The sequence below is a fragment of the Streptomyces sp. NPDC006385 genome, assembly GCF_040612485.1.
Taxonomy (GTDB): Bacteria; Actinomycetota; Actinomycetes; order Streptomycetales; family Streptomycetaceae; genus Streptomyces.
This window is the reverse complement of the sequence record NZ_JBEXQG010000005.1, coordinates 49,639-71,752: the sequence shown is the minus strand read 5'-3', so window position 1 is coordinate 71,752 and position 22,114 is coordinate 49,639. Positions and strand designations below refer to the sequence as shown.

Sequence of the window (22,114 nt, the reverse complement as noted above, 5' to 3'; positions counted from 1 at the left end):
TCGCCGAGGCCGCGGGCGGAGGTCACGGGGCCGAGCCCCCGGATCAGGGGGTGGTGCCAGGTACACCCTCCATGACCTCCGCGAGCACCTTCGCCTCCACCTCCGGGTCGAGCCCCTTCCTGGTCCGGTCCGGCCGCTGGGGCGCGGTGCCCCCGGCGTCCCTCAGCCAGCGCCAGGTGTCGGCGACGGTCTCGGCGACGGGACGGCAGCGCAGCCCCGTCGCCACGGCCCTGGACACGTCCGCGCCGTGCAGGGCGTCATGCAGGTCGCTGCCCGGCGGCACCCACACCGGCAACTGGGTCCACGGCTCGATGCCCGCGTCCAGGATCACCTCGGGGTCGGTCCAGCGCAGCTCGGCGGTCCCACCGACGGTGGCCACGCAGGCGTCGAGCAACTCGCCCATGGTGGTGTGGCCCTGGGGGCTGACGAGGTTGTACGGCCCGCTGAGCTCCCGCTCCACCGCGCCCAGGATCCACTCCGCGTGGTCGCGGACGTCGACGTACTGGAGGGGCAGGTCGCGCGGTCCCGGCGCCAGCACCGGGCCGCCGCGCGCGATCCGGTTCAGCCACCAGGGCAGTCGGCCGACGTTCTCGTACGGCCCGAGCAGCAGCCCCGTGCGCACCAGCACCGAGCGGTCCGCACCGAAGGCCTCGACCGCGGCCAGCTCCCCGCCCCGCTTGTCCTGCGCGTACTCGGTCTGCTCCGCGTCGGCCTCGGCGCCCTCCACCAGCGGCGCGTCCTCGGCGTGCCCGGCGGGCGGCGCCCACCGGTACACCGAGCAGCTCGACACGTACACGTACCGCCCGGCGCGGCCCCGCAGCAGCCGCGCCGAGTCCCGTACGGCACGCGGCGCCGCCGACCAGGTGTCGACGACGGCGTCCCAGTCGCCCTCCGCCTCCGCGAGGGCGGCGAGCCCGTCGGGCGCGGTGCGGTCACCGTGCAGCGACCGCACCCCGGCCGGGGGCTCGTGCCGCCCCCGGTGGAAGACGGTCACCTCCCAGCCGCGCCCGAGGGCCGCCTCCGCGACGGCCCGTCCCGCGAACTCCGTACCACCCAGGATCAGTAGCTTCATGCCCTGACTGTGCCCGGCGCCGACGCGGGACGTAACGGGACTCTGCCGACAGCAGAAGGCCGGCGGAGGATCAGCGTCCGGCCGGCGGGGCGTACTTGTAGCCCACCCTCCGCACCGTCCGGATGGTGTCCCGGTGCTCGGCGCCCAGCTTGCGGCGCAGCCGGGCGATGTGGACGTCGACGGTACGGCCGTCCCCGACATGGCCGTAGCCCCACACCGTCGTGACGAGCTGGTCGCGGGTGTGCACGCGATGGGGGTTGGCCACCAGGTGGGCGAGGAGCTCGAACTCCAGGTAGGTGAGGTCGAGTTCACGTCCGTCGACGGCGGCGGTGCGCCGCACGGTGTCGACGCTGACGAGCGGGTCGTCGCCGGCGCGGGGCGACGGCACCGGCGCGACCGGCGGCCGCTGGTCGGCCGGGACGAGGACCAGGTAGCCGATCATCGGCGGCTGTCCCGGCAGTGTGGGCAGGGAGTGCTGGGGAGCGGGCAGCCAGGTGGCTCCCGGCGGCAGGAGGTCCGCCACGTCGAGCACCTCGTCCCGGTCCACGGCACGCAGATGATGCCGTGCACCGTTCGGGGTGGGGGAGTCGGGGGAGTCGAGCGTGGCGGTGGGCAGAGAACGAGTGGTCGCCATGAGAGGTCAGCTCTTTCGCGCGAGAGGTCCGTGGGGAGACGTACGTCGTTTCGCGCCGGCCGAAGGCCGAGAAAATACGGCTTTACCGGGCCCGCGCGGTCACCGCGCGGCAACACACCCGGTCGAAGTCGTGGTGCTGACGGGAAGGCCAGAAGGGCTCGAGGTCATGGCGACCTGTCGCGGAGTGCTTCTGGATGCCGAACATGCCCCCATTGAAGCAGACAGCCGCCCCGGAGGGGACCCCGCGTCTCATCCCTCCAGCCGTTTGTGCCAGGTCAGCGGCGTGACGTTGATCGCTCTGCCCGGAGAACCGTCCCACTCCGTGGAAAGTCCGACGCCGGCGAGCGCGGCGACGACCTCGTGTCCGACGGCGGTGGTGGTCTCCTCGGAGCCGTCGAACCCGCCGTAGTACAGGGACAGCCCGTGCCCGTCCGCGGCGTGCTCCGTGGCCTGCTGGTGGAAGAAGACGAATCCCCGCGCGTCCGCGCGTTCCGCGCCTATCTCGGTCATGCCGCACCCCCGGCAGCACGCGAAGTTCTCCCGGGCGGTGATGCCGCCGGCCTCCAGCGCCTCGAAGGCGCTGCTGAGCCGCTCCGGGTCGGTGACGCCCTCCCACGCCTCCTGCTCGGCGAGCCGCTCCCACCACAGCCGGTCCACAAGCTGCCACGCCTGGGCCGTGGACACCGGCCGCAGGTCACCGTCGACGAGGTGATCCTCGGCGATCTCGACGAGCACGGCCCGGCTGTCGTACCCGCAGCGCAACCGAGCCCGGACACGCTCCTCGACCTTCTGCCGTACGTCGTCGGGCAGCTCCGGCACCTCCTCCTGCGGCCCCAGGTCGATCGGCTCCCACTCCACGCCCGTGTCCCAACCGGGGTCCTGCCGTGCCCAGCCGGTCAGCAGCTCCGCCACCCGTCCGGCGTCGGCGAGATCCGTGCCGTGGAACGCGTCCTCGCCCAGCCGGTGCTCCAGCCGGTAGTCCCCGCCCTCCTCGTGCCACACCTGGGCGAACACGTCGGGCAGGTCCGGTATCCGCTGCAGGATCAGGAACCGGTCCCCGCGACTCCCGATCCGCTCCACCAGCTCACGCAGCCGCCCCGCCGAAATCCGCGCGTGCGTCTGCCAGTTCTCCGTCTCGACCTTGATGGCCAGGCCCCCGTCGATCTCCATGCCCCCACCATGACACGCCCCACTGACAACGCGATCAGCCGGCGGTTTCGACGATCTGCGCGGTGGCCAGCAGCTCTCGGACGGCGTCCCGTACGACATAGTCCGGATGCGGGTCGTCGCCGAGACTCAGGCCGTCGTGGATGATCCGTCGTGGCGACTCGGCCGCGCTCCGCAGCGGGGCCACCGCGAAGCGGGGGAGGAGCCCCATCTCCGTGAGGGTCTCCACGGGGTGGCGCCGGCCGGGGTAGACCTTTTCCCACGCGAGCGCCCGCAGGGCCACCGGCTCCAGGGTGTCCTCGGTCCGGCCCGTGATGCGCCAGACGGCCTGTGCGGCCTCCGCGCGGGCGCCGAGGCCGGCATCGGGTGCCAGGTACGGCTCGATGAACGGCAGCAACGGCACGGCCGCGGGACCGAGTTCGCCCGCGAGGTGCGCCGACCAGGCCGACGGTCCGTCGCTCAGCTCCCGCCGGAGGTGGGACAGCGCCAGGCCGGGGTCCCCGCCGACCCGGCAGTGCGCCACCGCCGCCACCGCCGAGACGGAGGAGTGGACACCCTCGACCACGCACGTCCGCAGCGCCCGCTCGCCCACGGCGCCGGCGGCGGGGCCCAGCCGGCCCAGCACCTCGACCGCGACCGGCGGGTATCCGGTGCCCTGCCGCGTCAGCAGCGCGGCGAGTTCGTCCACGACGTCCACCGCCACCTCCGGGAACCGTGCCAGCACCCTGACCAGCTCCGAGTGAGCGTCTGCCAGACGCCGGACCACGGCCCGCGCGGCCGCCCGCGCGTCGGCACCGAACACCTCGGCCACCGCCGTGACGGCGCGGACGGTGACGTACGCACCCGGTTGCTCCTCGACCAGTCGTACGGTCTCCGCCACCGCCTGCGGTACGCGCGCGCGTGCCAGCGCGGTGACCGCCGTCGCCCGCGTGTCCGGGACCTCCGAGGCGAGGTGGGGCAGCACGTGGTCGCGTACGCGCGCACGCTGCCGCGGCGGCAGCGCGCAGGCCATCTGCGCCAGCCAGTTCACCTCCCACGGGTCGCCCCGCATGGCGCGCAGTGCCCAGGGGAGCACGTCCGCCTCGCGGCCCCGCCAGTGATCGGTGATCCCGTGGGCGAGCGTCACCCACGCCACCTCGTCGTCGGGATCCCGCGGGCGGCCCGTACGCGGCACGCCCGTGGCGAGGGCCCGCAGCGCGGCCTCGGGATCCTCCAGGAGGCGCTCGGTGAAGGGGAGGTGGGGGAGCGGCCAGTAGCCGCGCTCGCGCGGGTGCGGATCGGCGGCGTAGGCCCGCGCGCAGACGTCCACCAGCGCGCCGGGCAGGGGCGGTTCGCAGGTGCGCAGCAGATCCTCGGCCGCGGCGAGCCGCACGCGCGGCTCGGGGTCGCCGAGCAGCCCGTGCCGCCAGTGGCCGTCCCCCGCGCCGAGCAGCGCCAGCGCGGTCACCGCCCGGCTCCGCACCGCCGGGTCGGGCTCCGCGTCCAGCCGGGCCCGCAGCAGGGGAAGCAGCGGCAGGGCGTACGGCCGGCCGCACGCCGCGATCAGGAGCAGCATGGTGTCCCGTACGCGCGTGTCGGCGTCGTGGGCGAAGGAGAGCAGGGACGGCAGCGCGACCGCCACGGCCCGCCGGGCGGCGTTCCGCTCGTCGGGCCGCCCGTAGCCGTCCGCGATGTCCGCGAGCAGCCGCAGCAGCTCGACGCGGTGGCCGGGGCCGTGCAGGGCGAGCCGGGCCAGGTGGGGCACCGCGGGCGCGGTCGCCGCGTACACGTCCCCGTGGCGGCACAGCGCGGAGTCCAGCGCGTCCATGGCCCGCTCGCGCGCGTCCGCGTCCTCGGACTCCATCGCGCGCAGCAGCCCCGGTACGTCCTCCGCCGAACCGTGCGCGTGCGTGAGCGCGGCCCAGTCCACCCCGTCGGTCCCCATGCGGCGCACGATACGCAGAAAGGCGCCCGCCAAGACGGCGGGCGCCCCTCATGGAGCCGCTGGGCGGATCAGACCTGGCCGGCCTTCTCCAGCGCGGAGCAGCAGGTGTCGACGAGCAGGCGGGTCACCACGTACGGGTCGACGTTGGCGTTCGGGCGGCGGTCCTCGATGTAGCCCTTGCCGTCCTTCTCGACCTGCCACGGGATGCGGACCGAGGCGCCGCGGTTGGAGACGCCGTAGGAGTACTCGTTCCACGGGGCGGTCTCGTGCAGGCCCGTCAGCCGGTCGTCGATGCCGGCGCCGTAGTTCTTGACGTGGTCGAGCGGCTTGGAGCCCTCACCGAGCGACTCGCAGGCGGTGATGATCGCGTCGTAGCCCTCGCGCATGGCCTTCGTGGAGAAGTTGGTGTGCGCGCCGGCGCCGTTCCAGTCGCCCTTCACCGGCTTCGGGTCCAGCGTCGCCGCGATGCCGAAGTCCTCGGCGGTGCGGTAGAGGAGCCAGCGGGCCACCCACAGCTGGTCGGAGACCTCCAGCGGGGCGAGCGGGCCGACCTGGAACTCCCACTGGCCGGGCATGACCTCGGCGTTGATGCCGGAGAGGCCCAGACCCGCCTTCAGGCAGTTGTCCAGGTGCGCCTCGACGACGTCACGGCCGAAGATCTCGTCGGCGCCGACACCGCAGTAGTAGCCGCCCTGCGGGGCCGGGAAGCCGCCCTTGGGGAAGCCGAGCGGGTAACCGTCCTGGAAGAAGGTGTACTCCTGCTCGATGCCGAAGATCGGCTCCTGGGCGGCGAACTTCTCCGCCACCTCGACGAGCGCGGCACGGGTGTTGGTGGCATGCGGGGTGAGGTCGATGTTCAGGACCTCGCACAGCACGAGCACGTCGTCACCGCCGCGGATCGGGTCCGGGCAGGTGAAGACCGGCTTGAGCACACAGTCCGAGGCGTGGCCCTCGGCCTGGTTGGTGGAGGACCCGTCGAAGCCCCAGATCGGCAGTGCGTCGAGACCGGCGGGCGAGCCCGCGATGATCTTGGTCTTGGAACGCAGCTTGGCCGTCGGCTCGGTGCCGTCGATCCAGATGTACTCAGCCTTGAAGGTCACGGGCCACATCCTTCGGGGGTGGGTCAGGCGCACTTGCGGGTGCTGCGGCGCTGCGGCACTGAGGCGCCGCTGTTGATGTCCGCGAGCCTGTCAACAGGCGATTTCCCGGTCATTGCTCGCATGTGAACCCCGTGTTACCTGGGGGTGGTGTGGTGCGTTTCACGCGTCGATCCTGTCGCTCGCCCGGGGCCGCGCGCGAGCGACAGGATCATGACACGTACGCCGTCATCAGCCGGGCGTCACCCCACCTTCTCGATCACCGCACGGCGGATCAGGAACTTGCCGGGCTCACGGACCTGCTCGAAGGCGGCGTCGTTGAGCAGCACACAGCTACCGGAGACCGACGTCACCTCCACCGTCGTGGACTTGTCGTTGTCCAGGTTGGTGACCTTCAGCTTCGTGCCGGCCGGGAACTGGTTGCTGGACGCGGCCGGGGCACCGCCCTCGCCGGAGAGCGTGACCGTCGAGCCGTTGCAGACCTGCCCGCCCGAGGCCGCGCCCCCGCCGCCGGTGTTCCCCGCGTTGCCGTTCCCCGCAGGGGCGCTCTGCGACGGCGCGGCGCCCCCCGCCTGCTGGCCGCCGCCCTGCTGACCGCCCTGCGCCGGCTGCGAAGCCTGGGAGCCCTGAGCCGACTCCCCGACCGCGCATCCGGACGCTTCCTGCTGGACCTCGATCTGCTCGATGACGGCCTCGCGATTGGCGATCCGGGCAGCGGACTGCGCGTCCGGGTTGGCCCGTTGCCCCTCGATGAACCGCTGGTTGTTGCCGAGGGCGGTGGCGAGCCCCTGACAGACGCTGGAATCCGCGGCGGACTTGAGCGTCGGCGTCTGCGAGGCGTTCGAGGTGCTCGCCATGACGAAGGCACCGCCTCCGGCCACCGTCGCCGCACTCACCAGCAGCGCGAGCTTCTTCTTCGTACCGAGAGTTCTCCTACGCGACATGCGCGCCTCCTGAGAGGTAGGGGAGCGAACGTCGTTATGTACGAGATACCGAACGAGGTTACTCAGCGGTTGCCGAGGTCGCCGAAGTAACGTGCGTCACATCAAGCGGGGGCAGCGAGCGGGGGCTCAGCTCTCGCGGGACAGGGCGTCCCGTACGGCCTCGTCGGTGCGCCCGACGACGGCCGTGCCGTCGTCCGCGGTGATGATCGGCCGCTGGATCAGCTTCGGGTGCTCGGCCAGGGCCTTGACCCACCGGTCCCGTGAACTGGCGTCCCGGGCCCACTCCTTGACGCCGAGCTCCTTGGCGACGGCCTCCTGGGTCCGGGTGATGTCCCAGGGCTGGAGCCCCAGCCGGTCGAGCACGTCCCGGATCTCGTCCTCGGTCGGCACGTCCTCCAGATAGCGGCGGACGGTGTAGTCGGCCCCCTCGGCGTCGAGCAGGCTGATGGCGCTGCGGCACTTGGAACAGGCCGGGTTGATCCAGATCTCCATGCGCCTCACGGTATCCCGCGCAGTCCCCACGAGCTCGGACAGCAGGGCTGTGTTCGATTTTGACGAGGTCTCACGCGCACCTCCGGGACCTGCTGTGACAGGGTGACAATTTACTTTCTGACCAGGCGATTTGGGCGTCTCGTCAGCCCTTCGAATGTCAGTGGCGGGCAGTAGACTGTACGTAGTGTTCGAAGGGCGTCGCCGGGAGGCCGGCCGGCGCTCCGACCGCGACAGGAGGATGCCTGTGCCCGCTGCCGCACTGAAGCCGAAGCCGACCCGCAAGCCGCTGCCCACCCAGTCCACCGCGAAGCACCCGGTACTGCTCGACCTGCCGTACGCGCCCGTGGAGAAGCGGCCGCTGCCGCCGGGCCGTCCACGCGAGTGGTACGTCACCCACAACCGCCGCCTCAAGGCCATGCGCCTGGCGATCGCCCTGCTCGACTCGGGCGTCTACATGCCGAACCAGGCTCGTAACGAGACGATCCGGAGCACCGCCCAGATGATCGGCGTGCATCCGCCGTCGGAGACGACGTGCCACATGGTGCGGGCGCTGATGCGGTACGCGCGGTAAGCCGTGGCGCCGGGTGCCCCCTCTTGCCGGGGGGCACCCGGCGCTGTCGTCGCCGTCGAGCCGAGGGCCGCCGCCCGCCCTACCCCACCAACTCCCGTTCCAACGGCGTCCGGAACCGAGGCGTCACCCGAGCCGCCCCCACCCACCCCCGCAACCGCTCCGCCTCCGCCGCGATCGCCGCCTCCGCCGCGCGCCGCTCCCCGCCCCCCAGGTCCTCCAGCAGCCGCCAGACGACCTCCCCGTCCCCGCGCTGGGCCCAGCCGCCCACCACCCGGCCGTTCCACCACACCGTCGGCCCCACGTTGCCGCTCCGGTCGAACAGCGACGGCCACAGCTCCGGCGCCAGATACCACTCCCGCCGCTGCCACCCCATCGCCGTGGGGTCGAGCGCGGGCAGCAGCGCCGCCCACGGCTCGGTGGGCTCCGGTACCGGGTCCGCATCGCCTTCCGCGACGTACCCCGTCCCGTCGTCCAGCGAGACGGCCTGCGCGCCGATCGCCGCCAGGGCCCGGCGCACCTCCGTCACCCGCCACCCCGTCCACCACTTGAGGTCGGCTTCCGTCGCCGGTCCGCACGCCGCGAGCCAGCGGCGCAGCAGCTCCGCCTGGGCCCCGGCCACGTCCAGCTCGGGATGCTCGGGCGCCACCGCCCAACGGAACTGCGAGGACGTCCAGGAGCCCAGGGGCCGGCCCCGCACCACCTTCCCCTCGACGCCCAGCACGCGCAGCAGCCGCGTCGAGACGGTGTGCATCCCCTCGTAGCTCTTGCCGACCCCGTACACGAACCGCTCGCGCAACCGCGGCTCGTCCTCGGCGAGTTCGGCCGCCGTCGCCTGCCCGCGCCGCGCCAGCGCGGCCAGCGCCGACTGCTCGACCTCCGCCAGCCAGGCCGCGTCCGGCGCCCCCGCCGCCGCCATGTGCTTGACCAGCGTGGCCCGTTCCCGGGCGGCGACCGCGAGGCCGGTCGAGGCGTGCACGACGGCCGTCAGCCCGGCGGGGAACACGAACACCGTGTGCCGCATGCCGTGCATCCGCACCAGCGCCCGGTCCTCGTACAGCGCCCGCTCGGTCTCCGCGACGGTCTTCGCGGGCTCCGCCAGCCGCGCGCCCACGGCCAGGTACACGGTCGCCGGATCGGTGCCGTGCAGGGCGACCAGGGAATCGGCGACCTCCACGGGGTGCGCCGCTCGCGCCGCCCCGGCCAGCCGATGCCGCAGCCCCAGCCGGGCCCGCCGCTCCGCCACACCGATGTACCGCGGTCCCTCACCCATCCCGGCCTCCACCCGTCATGCCGTCACACGGTTTCCCCGTCGCCTCGCATCTTCCCGGACGCCACTGACAACGGCCCGCCGCCGGACGGCCACCGGCCCCGTCACCCGATTGCCGTACCCGGCATGCGCACCTCGCCCGTCCCGCCGTTCACTGCGATCAGGAGGTGGCGACCCGCCCGAGCGGGCGCGGCAGCGGGAGGCACGATGGGCAGCCAGGACACGCACGGCATACGACAGCCACAGCCGCCGCACGGGCCGCACCGACGCGGAGCCGGCCTGTCATGACCGCCCCCGGCGCCTCCGCCACCCCCGCCGACCGGGCCCTGCGCGGCAAGGCCGCCCGCAAACAGGTCGCCCGCTCCGCGCACGCCGCCTGGGTCCCCTCCGCCGACCGCCCCGACCCCGTCGCCGTACTGGAACGCCAGGGCCGCGACCGGCTGTCGGAGCTGCTGCCGATCAGATACGGCCGCATGGCGGCGTCCCCGTTCGCCTTCCTGCGCGGCGCGGCCGCCGTGATGGCCGCCGACCTCGCCGCCGCCCCGCACACCGGGCTCACCGTCCAGCTGTGCGGCGACGCCCACCTGCTCAACTTCGGCCTGTACACCTCCCCGGAACGGACCCTGCTGTTCGACCTGAACGACTTCGACGAGACGTTTCCCGGCCCGTTCGAGTGGGACGTCAAACGGCTCGCCGCCTCCGTCGCCGTGGCCGCCCGGGAGAGCGGCCACCCGGACGCCAAGGCCGGCCGCGCGACCCTGGCCGCCGTGACCGCGTACCGCACCGCGATCCGCAGGCTGGCCCGGCGCGGCGAGCTGGAGGTCTGGTACACGCGCGTCGAGGCCGAGCAGCTCCTGCCGCCTGCCCGCACCGCCCGGGACCGTCGCCGCGCCGCGTCCACCCTCGGCCGCGCCCGCCGCCGCACCAGCCTGCAAGCCTTCGACAAGCTGACCGACGTGGTCGACGGACGTCGGCGCATCATCCACGACCCGCCGCTCCTGGAACCCGCGGGCGCCTCCGACATGGCCTTCCTGCGCAAGATCTTCAGCGACTACCGCTCGACGCTCTCCGAGGAACGCCGCCTGCTCCTGGACCGCTACCGCTTCGTCGACGCCGCCCGCAAGGTCGTCGGCGTCGGCAGCGTCGGCCTGCGCTGCTTCATCGTGCTGCTCGCCGGACGGGACACCGACGACCCGCTGTTCCTCCAGATCAAGGAGGCGCGGCAGTCCGTCCTGGAGGAGCACCTGCCGAGCGGTCCGCACGTCCACCACGGCCGGCGCGTGGTCACGGGCCAGCGTCTGTTGCAGGCCGCCGGTGACATCTTCCTCGGCTGGATGTCCGGGCCGCAGGGCCGCGACTTCTACTGGCGTCAGCTACGCGACATGAAGGGCACCGCGGACGTCGCCGGGATGAGCCCGGACGACCTGCTGACCTACGCCCGGCTGTGCGGCACCGCCCTCGCCCGGGCCCACGCCCGCTCCGGCGACCGCATCGCCATCGCCGGCGGCCTCGGCGGCGCCGACACCTTCGACCGCGCGGTCACCGACTTCGCGCTGGCCTACGCCGACCAGACCGCCGCCGACCACGCCGTCCTGGGCGCGGCCGTCGCGGCCGGGGTCGTCAGCGCCGCGCCCGGGATCTGACCGCCGTCAGCCGTACCACTCCAGCAGCCCGCCCACGTACGCGGTCAGCCGCTCGCCCAGCACCTCGGGTGTCAGCTCCGTGCGCCCCAGCTCCCGCCACGGCCCCGCGAGCTTCGCGGCGTCGGGGGCGTAGGCGAGGGCGTCGAGCAGCCGCCAGTACAGGTGGTCGCCGGCGTCGGCGAGGCGGCGCCCGCCGTGCGCCTCGTACCGCTGCCGGAAGCCGAGCCCGTGCTCCGGGCCGTGCAGCAGCGCGAGCGCCGTGGAGCAGTGGGAGACATCGAGGTCGGCCGGGCCCCAGGAGGTCTCCACCCAGTCGACGACACCGCTGATCCGCAGCCGCCCGCCCGCGCCGCTGAACAGCACGTTCCCCGGGTGGAAGTCCCGGTGCAGGAAGCACCCCTCGTAGGCGGGGGGCTCGCGGCGGATCACGTCCACGGCCCGTTCCCAGAGCGCGCCGCCGGCAGTGCGCACCTGCTCCGGGGACGTCCACGCCTGATACGTACGCGGGCGCTCGTCCGGTACGACCCCGTGGACCGCGGCGAGTTGGCCCGCCAGCAGGTCCAGGCGACGGTCCAGGTCCTCCTCGTCGACCCGCACCCGGCCCGGCAGCAGGGTCATCAGCAGCGACGGGTGGTCGCAGTGCTCGGCCGTGGCGTCGACGGCGACCAACCGGGGCGCGGGGACGCGCTCCTGGCCGGCGAGCAGGGTGAGGATCGACGCCTCCCGGGTCAGCAGGCCCGGCGCGTGCCGGCGGAAGAAGGGCTTCACCAAGGTGCGCAGCGCGAGCTGAGTGCCGTCGTCGAGGGTGAGCCGCCGCATCTGCGAGCTCCAACCGCCCGTCGCGAAGGCCGTGCCGGTGACCGTCCGGCCCTCGGGAAGCCGCTCGGCCAGCCATGACCGGGTGGCCGTCCAGCCCCCGTCGCCCAGGCCGGTCAGTACGGTCGTCACGAACTCCCGTCTGTCCTCGGCGTGTTCCTGGAACCACAGCCCCAGCCTGTGCTCCGCGTCCGGCACCTCGAACCGCGTGAACCGGGCGCGGGCGGCCAGCGCGTCCTGCACCGCCTCCGTCACGGCCGGCGGGATGACCGCGTCCGTTCCCGGCACCGCGAGCACCGCCCGGCCCTCGTACGCCCGCAGCACGTCGAGCGCGGGCGCCCCGCGCCAGCCGTCCGGCCTGCGGATGATCTCGCTGAACCGCCCGTCGCCCGCCCCGAAGGGCACGTCCCACGCCTCCTCGGCGTACACCGCGGGCGCGCACAGCCCCACCGCCGCCACGCGCTCCCCGTAGTGCGCGACGAGGTCCGACACCGTCTGCCCGCTCATGCTGAACCCGACCAGGATCAGCGGGCCGTCCGCCGGCACGCGCGCGTCGATGACGGCCACCGCCTGCTCGAAGCGTCGCCGCAGGCTCAACTCCCTCAGCTCCCCGGTGCTTTCGCCGTGCCCCGAGAAGTCGAAGGCGAGCCCACGGCAGCCGCGGGACACGAACTCGGCGAGCAGCGGGAGCAGCCGTTCCTTGCTGCCGTTGCCCGCGCCGTGCAGCAGAACGACGGTGGCCGCCCCGGCGCCTTCGGCGTCACCGGCGTACACACCGCTGAGCAGTTCACCGTCGTGGGCGTATGCGAAGGAGGACAGCACGGAGGAGAGCTCGGTCATGCGCCCATTCATTCACGGCACTTGGGCCACGGGAAAAGGAGGTGCACGCCCGGTGACCGGATCCCTACGCTGGACACGCGTAACGGAGCAGCTCACGCCGCTTCGCGCAGGGCAGGCGCCGCCCTGCGGACTCGGGGCGGCTTACTGCGTACCGACGGACGGCCGTCCTTCCCCAGCGCCCCGTCGGGACATCGGTCACCGCTCGAGATCCAGAATCGACCCACGCTCACGGAGGCCCGTGATGGGCACCATCGTCATGTCCGGGACTGTCGTCCTGGTGATCCTCGGATTCGGAAACCACCTCTACTGGCTGGCCGCGGTCGCCGTGCTGTTCCTGTACCTGCGCTACGGCCGGGACTCCGCGGCGTCCAGCGGCGGGGCCGGGGGAGGGGCCTCGTCGTCAGGGGCCATGCCCGCGGACTACCGCGCCTACCGCAACCGCCGTGACACACAGGCAAAGTGGGAGCGCCGCTACCGCCGCGAGCGTCCCCTGGAGGCCCGTCGTCAGGAGCGCGAGAAAAGCAGGTGAGACCAGCCGCGCCGGTAGTCCGAGGCGCCCCCGGTCACAGGCCGGGGGCGCCCCAGAGGGGGAACCAGCGGTTGAGGTCCTGCTCGATCCGCAGATCGTCCGCGAGGGCCGCCTTCACCCGCAGCTCCAGCGGGTTGTCACGCCGTTCCGTGGTGCCGGGCAGCGGCGCGAACGGGTAGAAGGTGCCGCGCTTGTAGAGGTAGACGAGGGCGAGCCGCCTGCCCGCCTCGTCCGCGAACCCGGCCAGCGAGCACAGCAGTTGCGGCCCGAAGCCGTTGACCTCCATCGCGCTGTTCACCGCGTGCAGGTCGTTGACCAGCTCCGGGAGCTGCTCGGGTGTGCGCCGGGAGACCAGCCACGAGTAGCCGTAGCCGTCCCGCGTCAGCTCCACCGGCCGGCCCTCCCGATCGGCGTCCGCGTCGAGCAGCGCCTGGACCTCGCGGTGCGTCTGCTCGAAGGCCGCGCCCTCGACCGCCGCGAAGCACACCGCCCCGCTCCCGGTCGGCCGGAACCCGGCCGTCGCCTCCAGCGTCACCGCCGCCGACGGCAGCCCGAAAAGCTGGTCGAGATCGGGCGCGACCGGTTTCGTACGGCCGAGCAGGATGTCCAGCAGTCCCATGCTCACGCCCCTCCGGGAGCCGCCGCCTCACCCAGCTCGGCGGAGATCCGCCCCAGCTGGTCGAGCCGCTGCTCCAGGCTCGGGTGGGTCGAGAACAGCCGCGAGACGCTCGGCTCCCGGCCCAGCGCCGGCGTGAAGTAGAAGGCGTTGAAGGCCTGCGCGGTCCGCAGGTCCTTGGTGGGGATCCGGGCGATGTCGCCGGAGACCTTGGTGAGCGCGGAGGCCAGCACGGAGGGCCGTCCGGTGAGCAGCGCCGCGGCCCGGTCGGCGGCCAGCTCGCGGTACCGGGACAGGGCCCGGATCAGCAGGAAGCTGATCGCGTACACGGCGGCCGACACACCCAGCACGGCGGCGAAGACCACCGCGGTGTTCTGGTCGCGGCGCCCGCCGCCGAACAGCTGCGAGTAGAAGGCGAACCGCACGATCAGCCCCGCGATCACGCCGAGGAACGAGGCCACCGTGATCACGGCGACGTCCTTGTGCGCCACGTGCGACAACTCGTGCGCGAGCACACCCTCCAACTCGTCCGGCTCCAGCCGCCGCAGCAGCCCCGTGGTCACGCAGACCACGGCGTGATCGGCATTCCGTCCGGTGGCGAACGCGTTCGGCATCTCCATGTCCGACACGGCGACGACGGGCTTCGGCATGTCGGCGAGGGCACACAGCCGGTCGACGACCCCGTGCAGCTCGGGATACTCCTCCCGCTCCACGACCCGCCCGCGCATCGCGAACAGCGCGATCCGGTCCGAGAACCAGTACTGCGCCCCCAGCAGCGCGGCCGCGACCACCACGACCAGGACCCAGGACTTCAGCAGCACGATCAGCGCGGCGACGAAGGCCACGTACAACAACCCGAGCAGAAACAGCGTGATCCCCATACGGGCGGTCAGCCCGCGATCACTCCGGAAGCGGCTCCGCATCTCGCATCACCCCGCGCACTCAGGCACTCGTCCCACTGCCCAGTGTGCACCCGGCGACGCCCATGAACGGGTCGTGATCGGCCCTAGGACCAGCAAAGACCTCGGTCTCAGTACGTACGGAAGTTGATGTAGCCCAGCAGGACGATCACCGCGGCGACACAGCCCAGGACGATCGCCGTGGACACCCAGCCCGACCGGCGGTGCCGTCGTGCGACATGGTCGGGGTCGGCCCGGAACGGCACCGGACCGGGCGGGTTCTCCTTCCAGCGCGCGGCGAGCATACGGGCCCGCGCCGAGGGCTCCTTGTGCTCGGCGCTGTCCGCCCACCTCAGGTCGAACTCGCGCTCCTGGTCGTCGTGGTCACGCTCGGGCATTTCCGGTCCACCCCCGTGTCGTCTCACCGGCAGAATAGAACATACGCCCGCGCCCCCGCTGTCGGTACGACAGCGGGGGCGCGGGCGCCGTGCCTCGGTGCGAGACCGGTCAGGTGCCGATCACACGTCGAAGTAGAGCTCGAACTCGTGCGGGTGCGGACGCAGCTGCAGCGGCGCGATCTCGTTGGTGCGCTTGTAGTCGATCCACGTCTCGATCAGGTCCGGCGTGAAGACGTCGCCCTGGAGGAGGAACTCGTGGTCGGCCTCGAGGGAGTCGAGGACGGCCGGGAGCGAGGTCGGGACCTGCGGGACGCCCGCGTGCTCCTCGGGGGCGAGCTCGTAGAGGTCCTTGTCGATCGGCTCGGCCGGCTCGATCTTGTTCTTGATGCCGTCCAGGCCCGCGAGCAGCAGCGCCGAGAAGGCGAGGTACGGGTTGCCGGAGGAGTCGGGCGCGCGGAACTCGACGCGCTTGGCCTTCGGGTTCGAACCCGTGATCGGGATACGCATGGCGGCGGAGCGGTTGCGCTGCGAGTACACGAGGTTCACCGGGGCCTCGAAGCCCGGGACCAGACGGTGGTACGAGTTCACCGTCGGGTTGGTGAAGGCCAGCAGCGACGGGGCGTGCTTGAGGATGCCGCCGATGTAGTAGCGGGCGGTGTCCGACAGGCCCGCGTACCCGGCCTCGTCGTAGAACAGCGGGGAGCCGCCCTGCCACAGCGACTGGTGCACGTGCATGCCCGAGCCGTTGTCACCGAAGATCGGCTTCGGCATGAAGGTCGCGGTCTTGCCGTTGCGCCAGGCGACGTTCTTCACGATGTACTTGAACAGTTGCAGGTCGTCGGCGGCCGCGAGCAGCGTGTTGAACTTGTAGTTGATCTCGGCCTGGCCGGCGGTGCCCACCTCGTGGTGCTGGCGCTCGACCTTCAGACCGGCCCGGTCCAGCTCCAGGGAGATCTCGGCCCGCAGGTCGGCGAAGTGGTCGACCGGCGGGGTCGGGAAGTAACCGCCCTTGTAGCGGACCTTGTAGCCGCGGTTGTCCTCCAGCGCACCGGTGTTCCAGGCGCCCGCCTCGGAGTCGATGTGGTAGAAGGACTCGTTCTCGGACGTCTTGAAGCGGACGCTGTCGAAGACGTAGAACTCGGCCTCCGGGCCGAAGTACGCGGTGTCCGCGATACCGGTGGAGGCGAGGTAGGCCTCGGCCTTCTTCGCCACGTTGCGCGGGTCACGGCTGTACTGCTCGCCGGTGATCGGGTCGTGGATGAAGAAGTTGACGTTGAGGGTCTTGTCGCGGCGGAACGGGTCGACCCGGGCGGTCGACAGGTCCGCGCGCAGCGCCATGTCGGACTCGTGAATGGCCTGGAAACCACGGATCGACGATCCGTCGAAGGCGAGCTCCTCGTCCGGGTCGAACGCCTCGACGGGCACCGTGAAGTGCTGCATGACGCCCGGCAGGTCGCAGAACCGGACGTCGACGAACTTGACGTCCTCGTCCGCGATGAACTTCTTGGCCTCGTCGGCGTTCTGGAACATCCAGCTCCTCCTACTCCCGACCGTCCGTGCCGGGGTGGTAGTTCGTTCGTGCGGCCAGTGCGGTGGCACACGCTGACCTCGACCCTAGGGACGGGTGGTTTCTCGGGCGTGACCCATTTGTTTCGCACACGTTAACCGGACATCCCGTACCTCACCCCACCTGTCCACATCGCAAAACGGGCACAGTACCGTGGACGCGTGGACAAGAGGCAAGCAATCGGATCCTGGCTCTCGGGGCCCCGCGCGGCCGCCGAGGAAGCCGGTGTCGACTTCGGATACAGGGGGCAGCAGCTCGGCCTGCCGGAGGAGGGGCCGGGCTCCGTCGCCCGTCCCGGACGACGGCTCGGCGCCCTCGCCGTCGACTGGGGTCTCTGCCTCTTGATCGCATACGGTCTCATCACCGACGGTTACGGCCAGGCGACCAGCAACTGGGCCCTGCTCCTGTTCTTCCTGATGAGCGTCCTGACCGTCGGCACGGTCGGCTTCACTCCGGGTAAGCGCCTCTTCGGCCTCCGTGTGGTCGTCCTGGAGACCGGCACCGTCAACCCGCTGCGCGCGCTGCTGCGCACGGCCCTGCTGTGCCTGGCGATCCCGGCGCTGATCTGGGACCGCGACGGCCGCGGCCTGCACGACCGGCTGGCGAAGACCGTCGAGGTGCGGATCTGACGTTCGTACGACGACGCTCGTACGACGAAGGGGGCGCCCGGCATCACCGGGCGCCCCCTTTCTCGTACGAGGAGGTCAGCGGGCCTTGGGTCCGCCCTTCGGCAGCTTCATGCCCTTGGGCATCGGGCCCTTCGGCAACGGCATGTTGCTCATCAGGTCGCCCATGGCCCGCAGCCGGTCGTTGGTGGCGGTCACCTGGGGGCCGGTCAGCACCCGCGGCAGCTTCAGCATCGTGGTCCGCAGCTTCTTCAGCTCGACCTGTCCCTCACCGACGCCGACGACCAGGTCGTGCACCGGCACGTCCGCGACGATGCGGTTCATCTTCTTCTTCTCGGCGGCCAGCAGGCTCTTCACCCGGTTCGGGTTGCCCTCGGCGACCAGCACGATGCCGGCCTTGCCGACAGCCCGGTGCACCACGTCCTGACTGCGGTTCATCGCCACGGCGGGCGTCGTCGTCCAGCCCCGGCCGATGTTGTCCAGCACGGCCGCTGCGGCGCCCGGCTGGCCCTCCATCTGCCCGAAGGCGGCCCGCTCGGCTCGGCGCCCGAACACGATCGCCGTCGCGAGGAAGGCGAGCAGGAGGCCCAGGATGCCGAGATAGATGGGGTGACCGATCAAGAAACCGATCGCGAGGAAGACACCGAAGGTGACGATTCCGACTGCCGCGAGTACAAGACCGATCTTCTTGTCGGCCCTGCGGGTCATCTTGTAGGTCAGAGCGATCTGCTTCAGTCGCCCGGGGTTCGCAGCGTCCGCTGCCGTGTCCTTCCTCGCCATGCCAAGAAGTCTACGTGGCCCCACGAGCGCCGACGACGGCAGTGCCGTGGGAGGGCGGCGCGGGCGGCGAGAGCGGTCAGGGGTGGACCGAGGTGACCTGGTCCAGGACGCGCTGTGCCTCGACCCGGTCCTTGGCGCGACGGCGGTCCTCCAGCACGGACGTCCAGGCGTTGCGGCGGGCGGTGCGGTGGCCGCTGCTCATCAGCAGCGACTCGACGGCACGCAGTGCATCGGTGAACGACGGGATGGCGGTGGCGCGAACGGGCGCGGCCTGCATGGTGGAGGTTCCCCCCTCGGGAATGGGCTTTGGTGAGTGGTGCACGGGGTGTACAACCAGGGTCACTGAATGGTGTTACCAGGGCGTGACCGGCCGGTCAAACCCCCATGAAGCCTTGATGTGGGGCCCGAAATGCTCGACGCGGCCCTGATGGTGCCCCCATCTGCGGGGACGTCCAGGACCGCGTCGAATCGGCCGCTACCGAGGGGTAGTCGCTTGTGCGCGGATTCACACGAAGCGAGTGGCACTCCGTGCCATCAGACGGCCTGCGAGGCGACGTAGGAACCCCGCTTCTCGACGGCCATCTGGTAGAGCCGGCCTGCCCGGTAGGAGGACCGCACGAGCGGCCCGGACATCACACCGGAGAAGCCGATCTGCTCGGCCTCCTCCTTCAGCTCCACGAACTCCTGCGGCTTGACCCAGCGTTCCACGGGGTGGTGCCGCACAGAGGGCCGCAGGTACTGCGTGATGGTGACCAGTTCGCAGCCGGCGTCGTGCAGCTGCCTGAGCGCCTCGCTGATCTCCTCACGGGTCTCGCCCATGCCGAGGATGAGGTTCGACTTGGTGACCAGGCCGTGGTCGCGGGCCTCGGTGATGACCTTCAGGGAGCGCTCGTAGCGGAAGCCGGGGCGGATGCGCTTGAAGATCCGGGGCACCGTCTCGACGTTGTGCGCGAAGACCTCGGGGCGGGAGGCGAAGACCTCCTGGAGCAGTTCCGGCACGGCGTTGAAGTCCGGGGCGAGCAGTTCGACCTTGGTGCGGCCGGCCTCGCGGGCAGCGGTCTGCTCGTGGATCTGGCGGACCGTCTCGGCGTACAGCCAGGCGCCGCCGTCGGGGAGGTCGTCGCGGGCGACGCCGGTGATGGTGGCGTAGTTCAGGTCCATGGTGACCACGGACTCACCGACGCGGCGCGGCTCGTCGCGGTCGAGCGCCTCGGGCTTGCCGGTGTCGATCTGGCAGAAGTCGCAGCGCCGGGTGCACTGGTCGCCGCCGATGAGGAAGGTCGCCTCGCGGTCCTCCCAGCACTCGTAGATGTTCGGGCAGCCGGCTTCCTGGCAGACCGTGTGCAGGCCCTCGCTCTTGACGAGGTTCTGCATCTTCGTGTACTCGGGACCCATTTTCGCCCGGGTCTTGATCCACTCGGGCTTGCGCTCGATGGGGGTCTGGCTGTTGCGGACCTCCAGGCGCAGCATCTTGCGTCCGTCCGGTGAGACTGCGGACACGTCGGCTCCCTGTGCTTCGATTCTTCGGCGTACACCAGGGTACGCCCGTGCGTTGTGCGTCCCCGGGCCGGGCAACCTTGCGGAACGCCGGTGCATTCCTGCGTGGGGCGCTGCCCCGGACCCCGCTTCGCCCCTGAAGGGGCCTCGTCCTCAAACGCCGGACGGGCCGGCTGACGCGGCCGGTGTCTTCTCGATCTCCCGCGGCTGCAGGTCCGCGTTCTCCAGTACGTCCTTCAGGTGCCGCTCGACGACCGGCAGCACCTCCTCGATGGTCACGTCCCGGCCGAGCTCGCCCGCGAGCGAGGCGACCCCCGCGTCCCGGATCCCACACGGGATGATCTTGTCGAACCACTTGTTGTCCGGGTTCACGTTCAGCGCGAAGCCGTGCATCGTCACGCCCTTGGCGACCCGGATGCCGATCGCCGCGATCTTGCGGTCCTCGCGCCGCTGGCCGGCGTTGGAGGGCGCGTACTCGGGGCCGTTCAGGCGCGGGTCGAACTCCTCGTCGGTGAGGCGGGGGTCGAAGTCCAGGGACAGGCCGCCGAGCGCCGGGCGCTGCTCCACCGGGTCGCCGAGGACCCACACGCCACTGCGGCCCTCGACCCGGGTGGTCTCCAGGCCGAACTCCGCGCAGGTGCGGATCAGGGCCTCCTCCAGGCGCCGTACGTGCGCCACGACGTCCACGGGGCGCGGCAGCTTCTGGATCGGGTAGCCCACCAGCTGGCCCGGGCCGTGCCAGGTGATCTTGCCGCCGCGGTCCACGTCGACGACCGGCGTGCCGTCGAGGGGCCGCTCGTTGTCCGCCGTGCGCCGGCCCGCCGTGTAGACCGGAGGGTGTTCGAGCAGCAGGACCGTGTCGGGGATCTCGTCCGCGAACCGTGCCGCGTGCACCCGGCGCTGCTCGTCCCACGCCTCCTGGTACTCGACGGCGTCCGCGCCGAACCCCATGCGCACGAACCGCAACTCACCCACGGCAAGCCTCCCTGGAAGCCCTAGAAGGTCGTAAGGCACAAAGCGCGCCCACGCCACTGTACGACCGGCTCGTTCGGGTGACGCCTTCCGGCCCCGCGTCAGCCCGGTAGGGCAATCCTCACACGATCGGATGAATGGGCGGCGTAATGTGCGATCGGCTGCTTACTCTCCGCTACATTCGCGCCGTTCGAGATGCCAAAAGGGCTGCTCACAGGCAATCCGGGCACCGCGGCGGCCGCACCGGCCCCGCGCGGCCCGAAAGGCAGGAGACCGCACCGCAGATGACGGAACGACCCGCGCAGCGCACTCCCAACCGCCAGCTCGCCGCGCTCATCGCAGAAGCGGGATTCTCCAACGCGGGTCTCGCCCGCCGGGTGGACCAGCTCGGCCTCGAACACGGGCTTGATCTGAGATACGACAAGACATCGGTCACCCGCTGGCTGCGCGGGCAGCAGCCACGCGGTACGACCCCGGCCCTGATCGCCGAGGTCTTCACCCGCCGGCTCGGACGCCGGCTCTCCGCCCAGGACCTCGGCCTCGACGCCTGCGCGCCCGTGTACGCCGGGCTGGAGTTCGCCGCGACCCCCGAGGAGGCCGTCGACATCGTCAGCGGCCTGTGGCGCAAGGACTCCGGCAGCCACGCCGAGCTGCGCAAGATCGCCTTCACCCCGGCCGGGCTCGTCGTGCCCAGCCGGGACTGGCTGATCGGCCGTGCCGACGAGAAGGTCGCCCGGGGCGAGCCGGTCGCCCGCATCCCGGCCCAGGGCCGGCCCGCCTCCGGCAAGTTCCCGGCCGCGCTCGAACAGGGCGGAGCCGCGGCCCGTCAGCGCGGCCAGGCCGAGCGCTCCCCCGGGCAGAAGGTCACCGGGGGCGACATCGCCGCGCTGCGCTCGGTCGGCGAGCTGTTCCGCTCCCTCGACGACATGTACGGCGGCGGCCACGCCCGGCAGGCCCTCGTGCGCTACCTGGAGCACGAGTGCGAGCCGATGCTGCGCGGCACGTACGGCGAGCAGACCGGCCGCAAGCTGTTCGCGGCGGCCGCCGACCTGACCAGGCTCGCGGGCTGGACCTCGTTCGACATCGCCGCGCACGGTCTCGCGCAGCGGTACTTCGTGCAGTCGCTGCGCCTCGCGCAGGCGGCCGGGGACCGGCCGTACGGCTCCTACGTCCTCGTCACGATGAGCCGCCAGGCCGTCTACCTCGGGCACGGCCGCGAGGCCGTCCAGCTGGCGCGGGTGGCCCAGCAGGGGGTGGGCACCAGCGCGCCGCCGGTCGTGCAGGCCCTGCTGCACGCCTGCGAGGCGCGCGGGCACGGCGTACTGGGGGAGGTGCGCGCCTGCACGGCCTCCCTCGTCCGGGCCGAACGGGCCCTCGAAGCCGCCCGGCCCGGCGACGACGTCCCGTACTGGGCGCGCTTCTTCGACGAGGCGCAGCTCGCGGACGAGTTCGGCCACTGCCACCGCGACCTGCAGCAGTTCCGCGCGGCGGCCCAGCACGCCGAGCGCTCCCTGCAACTGCGCGCCCCCGTGTACGCCCGCAGCCGCCTCTTCTGCCGCGTCGTCCTCGCCTCCGCCCGCCTCGGCCTCGGCGAACTCGACCAGGCCTGCGCGCTCGGCGCGGAGGCCGCGGGCGCTGCCGCGGAGATGCGGTCGGTGCGGGCGATCGAGTACGTCAGGGACTTCGAGCGGAGGTTGGAGCCGTATCGGGACGCGGCGCCGGTGAGGGGGTATCGCGACAAGGTGGCGGCGTTCGGGTAGCAC

22 protein-coding genes are annotated in these 22,114 nt (G+C 72.0%); 5 read left to right on the top strand and 17 right to left on the bottom strand.

Annotated elements, in window-relative coordinates; genetic code table 11:
• Nucleotides 1–43: 43 nt before the first annotated feature.
• The 7 genes from ABZ078_RS05290 to ABZ078_RS05260 all read right to left on the bottom strand — a co-directional run bounded on the left by ABZ078_RS05290 (nucleotide 44) and on the right by ABZ078_RS05260 (nucleotide 7,330).
• Entirely contained in the window at nucleotides 44–1,072 is a 1,029-nt protein-coding gene (locus ABZ078_RS05290; protein ID WP_356571826.1) for an SDR family oxidoreductase, read from the bottom strand.
• Nucleotides 1,073–1,142: 70 nt separating this feature from the next.
• Nucleotides 1,143–1,706, bottom strand: coding sequence for a winged helix-turn-helix domain-containing protein (locus ABZ078_RS05285; RefSeq protein WP_356571824.1), 564 nt, complete (start codon nucleotides 1,704–1,706; stop codon nucleotides 1,143–1,145).
• Between the two features lie 249 nt (nucleotides 1,707–1,955).
• Nucleotides 1,956–2,876: a hypothetical protein gene (locus ABZ078_RS05280; protein ID WP_356571822.1), complete on the bottom strand. Its 921-nt coding sequence runs from the start codon at nucleotides 2,874–2,876 to the stop codon at nucleotides 1,956–1,958.
• A gap of 34 nt (nucleotides 2,877–2,910) precedes the next feature.
• Nucleotides 2,911–4,797 (bottom strand): hypothetical protein, encoded by a 1,887-nt coding sequence (locus ABZ078_RS05275; protein ID WP_356571821.1) that lies wholly within the window; start codon nucleotides 4,795–4,797, stop codon nucleotides 2,911–2,913.
• A 68-nt stretch (nucleotides 4,798–4,865) separates the two neighbouring features.
• Entirely contained in the window at nucleotides 4,866–5,897 is a 1,032-nt protein-coding gene (gene glnII / locus ABZ078_RS05270) for a glutamine synthetase (RefSeq protein ID WP_356571819.1), read from the bottom strand.
• A 239-nt stretch (nucleotides 5,898–6,136) separates the two neighbouring features.
• Nucleotides 6,137–6,838 carry a hypothetical protein gene (locus ABZ078_RS05265; protein ID WP_356571817.1) on the bottom strand — a complete coding sequence of 234 codons (702 nt, stop codon included), beginning with the start codon at nucleotides 6,836–6,838 and terminating at the stop codon, nucleotides 6,137–6,139.
• 126 nt (nucleotides 6,839–6,964) lie between these two features.
• Nucleotides 6,965–7,330, bottom strand: a complete 366-nt coding sequence (locus tag ABZ078_RS05260) for an arsenate reductase family protein (protein WP_356571815.1) — start codon at nucleotides 7,328–7,330, stop codon at nucleotides 6,965–6,967.
• Nucleotides 7,331–7,574: 244 nt separating this feature from the next.
• On the opposite strand from ABZ078_RS05260, the gene ABZ078_RS05255 reads away from it, so the two are divergent.
• Complete coding sequence (locus tag ABZ078_RS05255; protein ID WP_356571813.1) at nucleotides 7,575–7,901, top strand: hypothetical protein; 327 nt, start codon at nucleotides 7,575–7,577, stop codon at nucleotides 7,899–7,901.
• 79 nt (nucleotides 7,902–7,980) lie between these two features.
• On the opposite strand, the gene ABZ078_RS05250 is transcribed toward ABZ078_RS05255, so the two are convergent.
• On the bottom strand, nucleotides 7,981–9,171 hold the full coding sequence (locus ABZ078_RS05250; RefSeq protein WP_356571811.1) for a winged helix DNA-binding domain-containing protein: 1,191 nt from the start codon (nucleotides 9,169–9,171) through the stop codon (nucleotides 7,981–7,983).
• Between the two features lie 281 nt (nucleotides 9,172–9,452).
• Here ABZ078_RS05250 and ABZ078_RS05245 point away from each other — a divergent pair, with 281 nt between their 5' ends.
• Nucleotides 9,453–10,811, top strand: a complete 1,359-nt coding sequence (locus tag ABZ078_RS05245) for a DUF2252 domain-containing protein (RefSeq protein ID WP_356571809.1) — start codon at nucleotides 9,453–9,455, stop codon at nucleotides 10,809–10,811.
• Nucleotides 10,812–10,817: 6 nt separating this feature from the next.
• Here the strand turns inward: ABZ078_RS05245 and ABZ078_RS05240 are convergent, their stop codons facing one another.
• Nucleotides 10,818–12,467 carry an alpha/beta fold hydrolase gene (locus ABZ078_RS05240; protein ID WP_356571808.1) on the bottom strand — a complete coding sequence of 550 codons (1,650 nt, stop codon included), beginning with the start codon at nucleotides 12,465–12,467 and terminating at the stop codon, nucleotides 10,818–10,820.
• Nucleotides 12,468–12,708: 241 nt separating this feature from the next.
• Here ABZ078_RS05240 and ABZ078_RS05235 point away from each other — a divergent pair, with 241 nt between their 5' ends.
• Complete coding sequence (locus tag ABZ078_RS05235) at nucleotides 12,709–12,996, top strand: hypothetical protein (RefSeq protein WP_356571806.1); 288 nt, start codon at nucleotides 12,709–12,711, stop codon at nucleotides 12,994–12,996.
• Between the two features lie 34 nt (nucleotides 12,997–13,030).
• Here ABZ078_RS05235 and ABZ078_RS05230 read toward each other — a convergent pair whose 3' ends face one another.
• From ABZ078_RS05230 to glnA, 4 genes are all read right to left on the bottom strand, one after another.
• Complete coding sequence (locus tag ABZ078_RS05230; protein ID WP_356571804.1) at nucleotides 13,031–13,615, bottom strand: hypothetical protein; 585 nt, start codon at nucleotides 13,613–13,615, stop codon at nucleotides 13,031–13,033.
• Nucleotides 13,616–13,617: 2 nt separating this feature from the next.
• Nucleotides 13,618–14,535: a zinc metalloprotease HtpX gene (gene htpX, locus ABZ078_RS05225; protein WP_356571802.1), complete on the bottom strand. Its 918-nt coding sequence runs from the start codon at nucleotides 14,533–14,535 to the stop codon at nucleotides 13,618–13,620.
• A gap of 107 nt (nucleotides 14,536–14,642) precedes the next feature.
• Nucleotides 14,643–14,909 carry a hypothetical protein gene (locus tag ABZ078_RS05220; RefSeq protein WP_356571800.1) on the bottom strand — a complete coding sequence of 89 codons (267 nt, stop codon included), beginning with the start codon at nucleotides 14,907–14,909 and terminating at the stop codon, nucleotides 14,643–14,645.
• A gap of 120 nt (nucleotides 14,910–15,029) precedes the next feature.
• Nucleotides 15,030–16,439 carry a type I glutamate--ammonia ligase gene (gene glnA / locus ABZ078_RS05215; RefSeq protein WP_004001807.1) on the bottom strand — a complete coding sequence of 470 codons (1,410 nt, stop codon included), beginning with the start codon at nucleotides 16,437–16,439 and terminating at the stop codon, nucleotides 15,030–15,032.
• A gap of 198 nt (nucleotides 16,440–16,637) precedes the next feature.
• Between glnA and ABZ078_RS05210 the strand changes: the two genes are divergently transcribed.
• Nucleotides 16,638–17,105 (top strand): RDD family protein, encoded by a 468-nt coding sequence (locus tag ABZ078_RS05210; protein WP_356571798.1) that lies wholly within the window; start codon nucleotides 16,638–16,640, stop codon nucleotides 17,103–17,105.
• Between the two features lie 75 nt (nucleotides 17,106–17,180).
• On the opposite strand, the gene ABZ078_RS05205 is transcribed toward ABZ078_RS05210, so the two are convergent.
• From ABZ078_RS05205 to lipB, 4 genes are all read right to left on the bottom strand, one after another.
• Nucleotides 17,181–17,882: a DUF4191 domain-containing protein gene (locus tag ABZ078_RS05205; protein WP_356571796.1), complete on the bottom strand. Its 702-nt coding sequence runs from the start codon at nucleotides 17,880–17,882 to the stop codon at nucleotides 17,181–17,183.
• 76 nt (nucleotides 17,883–17,958) lie between these two features.
• The gene (locus ABZ078_RS05200) at nucleotides 17,959–18,159 is read right to left on the bottom strand and encodes a hypothetical protein (protein WP_356571794.1); all 201 of its coding nucleotides are present in this window, start codon (nucleotides 18,157–18,159) and stop codon (nucleotides 17,959–17,961) included.
• 257 nt (nucleotides 18,160–18,416) lie between these two features.
• A complete protein-coding gene (gene lipA / locus ABZ078_RS05195; protein WP_356571792.1) occupies nucleotides 18,417–19,382 on the bottom strand; it encodes a lipoyl synthase in 966 nt (321 codons plus the stop codon).
• A gap of 150 nt (nucleotides 19,383–19,532) precedes the next feature.
• Entirely contained in the window at nucleotides 19,533–20,354 is an 822-nt protein-coding gene (gene lipB, locus ABZ078_RS05190; protein WP_356571790.1) for a lipoyl(octanoyl) transferase LipB, read from the bottom strand.
• Nucleotides 20,355–20,635: 281 nt separating this feature from the next.
• On the opposite strand from lipB, the gene ABZ078_RS05185 reads away from it, so the two are divergent.
• Nucleotides 20,636–22,111, top strand: a complete 1,476-nt coding sequence (locus tag ABZ078_RS05185) for a regulator (RefSeq protein ID WP_356571788.1) — start codon at nucleotides 20,636–20,638, stop codon at nucleotides 22,109–22,111.
• The last annotated feature ends 3 nt before the right edge of the window (nucleotides 22,112–22,114 follow it).

Excerpts from the sequence above, each read along its gene's own strand:
- ABZ078_RS05185 (WP_356571788.1), top strand. The coding sequence starts at position 20,636 with ATGACGGAACGACCCGCGCAGCGCACTCCCAACCGCCAGCTCGCCGCG.
- ABZ078_RS05260 (WP_356571815.1), bottom strand. The coding sequence starts at position 7,330 with ATGGAGATCTGGATCAACCCGGCCTGTTCCAAGTGCCGCAGCGCCATC.
- ABZ078_RS05275 (WP_356571821.1), bottom strand. The coding sequence starts at position 4,797 with ATGGGGACCGACGGGGTGGACTGGGCCGCGCTCACGCACGCGCACGGT.
- htpX (WP_356571802.1), bottom strand. The coding sequence starts at position 14,535 with ATGCGGAGCCGCTTCCGGAGTGATCGCGGGCTGACCGCCCGTATGGGG.
- ABZ078_RS05285 (WP_356571824.1), bottom strand. The coding sequence starts at position 1,706 with ATGGCGACCACTCGTTCTCTGCCCACCGCCACGCTCGACTCCCCCGAC.
- ABZ078_RS05220 (WP_356571800.1), bottom strand. The coding sequence starts at position 14,909 with ATGCCCGAGCGTGACCACGACGACCAGGAGCGCGAGTTCGACCTGAGG.
- ABZ078_RS05240 (WP_356571808.1), bottom strand. The coding sequence starts at position 12,467 with ATGACCGAGCTCTCCTCCGTGCTGTCCTCCTTCGCATACGCCCACGAC.
- ABZ078_RS05205 (WP_356571796.1), bottom strand. The coding sequence starts at position 17,882 with ATGGCGAGGAAGGACACGGCAGCGGACGCTGCGAACCCCGGGCGACTG.
- glnA (WP_004001807.1), bottom strand. The coding sequence starts at position 16,439 with ATGTTCCAGAACGCCGACGAGGCCAAGAAGTTCATCGCGGACGAGGAC.
- ABZ078_RS05250 (WP_356571811.1), bottom strand. The coding sequence starts at position 9,171 with ATGGGTGAGGGACCGCGGTACATCGGTGTGGCGGAGCGGCGGGCCCGG.
- ABZ078_RS05265 (WP_356571817.1), bottom strand. The coding sequence starts at position 6,838 with ATGTCGCGTAGGAGAACTCTCGGTACGAAGAAGAAGCTCGCGCTGCTG.
- ABZ078_RS05230 (WP_356571804.1), bottom strand. The coding sequence starts at position 13,615 with ATGGGACTGCTGGACATCCTGCTCGGCCGTACGAAACCGGTCGCGCCC.
- ABZ078_RS05200 (WP_356571794.1), bottom strand. The coding sequence starts at position 18,159 with ATGCAGGCCGCGCCCGTTCGCGCCACCGCCATCCCGTCGTTCACCGAT.
- ABZ078_RS05235 (WP_356571806.1), top strand. The coding sequence starts at position 12,709 with ATGGGCACCATCGTCATGTCCGGGACTGTCGTCCTGGTGATCCTCGGA.
- ABZ078_RS05245 (WP_356571809.1), top strand. The coding sequence starts at position 9,453 with ATGACCGCCCCCGGCGCCTCCGCCACCCCCGCCGACCGGGCCCTGCGC.
- ABZ078_RS05280 (WP_356571822.1), bottom strand. The coding sequence starts at position 2,876 with ATGGAGATCGACGGGGGCCTGGCCATCAAGGTCGAGACGGAGAACTGG.
- ABZ078_RS05290 (WP_356571826.1), bottom strand. The coding sequence starts at position 1,072 with ATGAAGCTACTGATCCTGGGTGGTACGGAGTTCGCGGGACGGGCCGTC.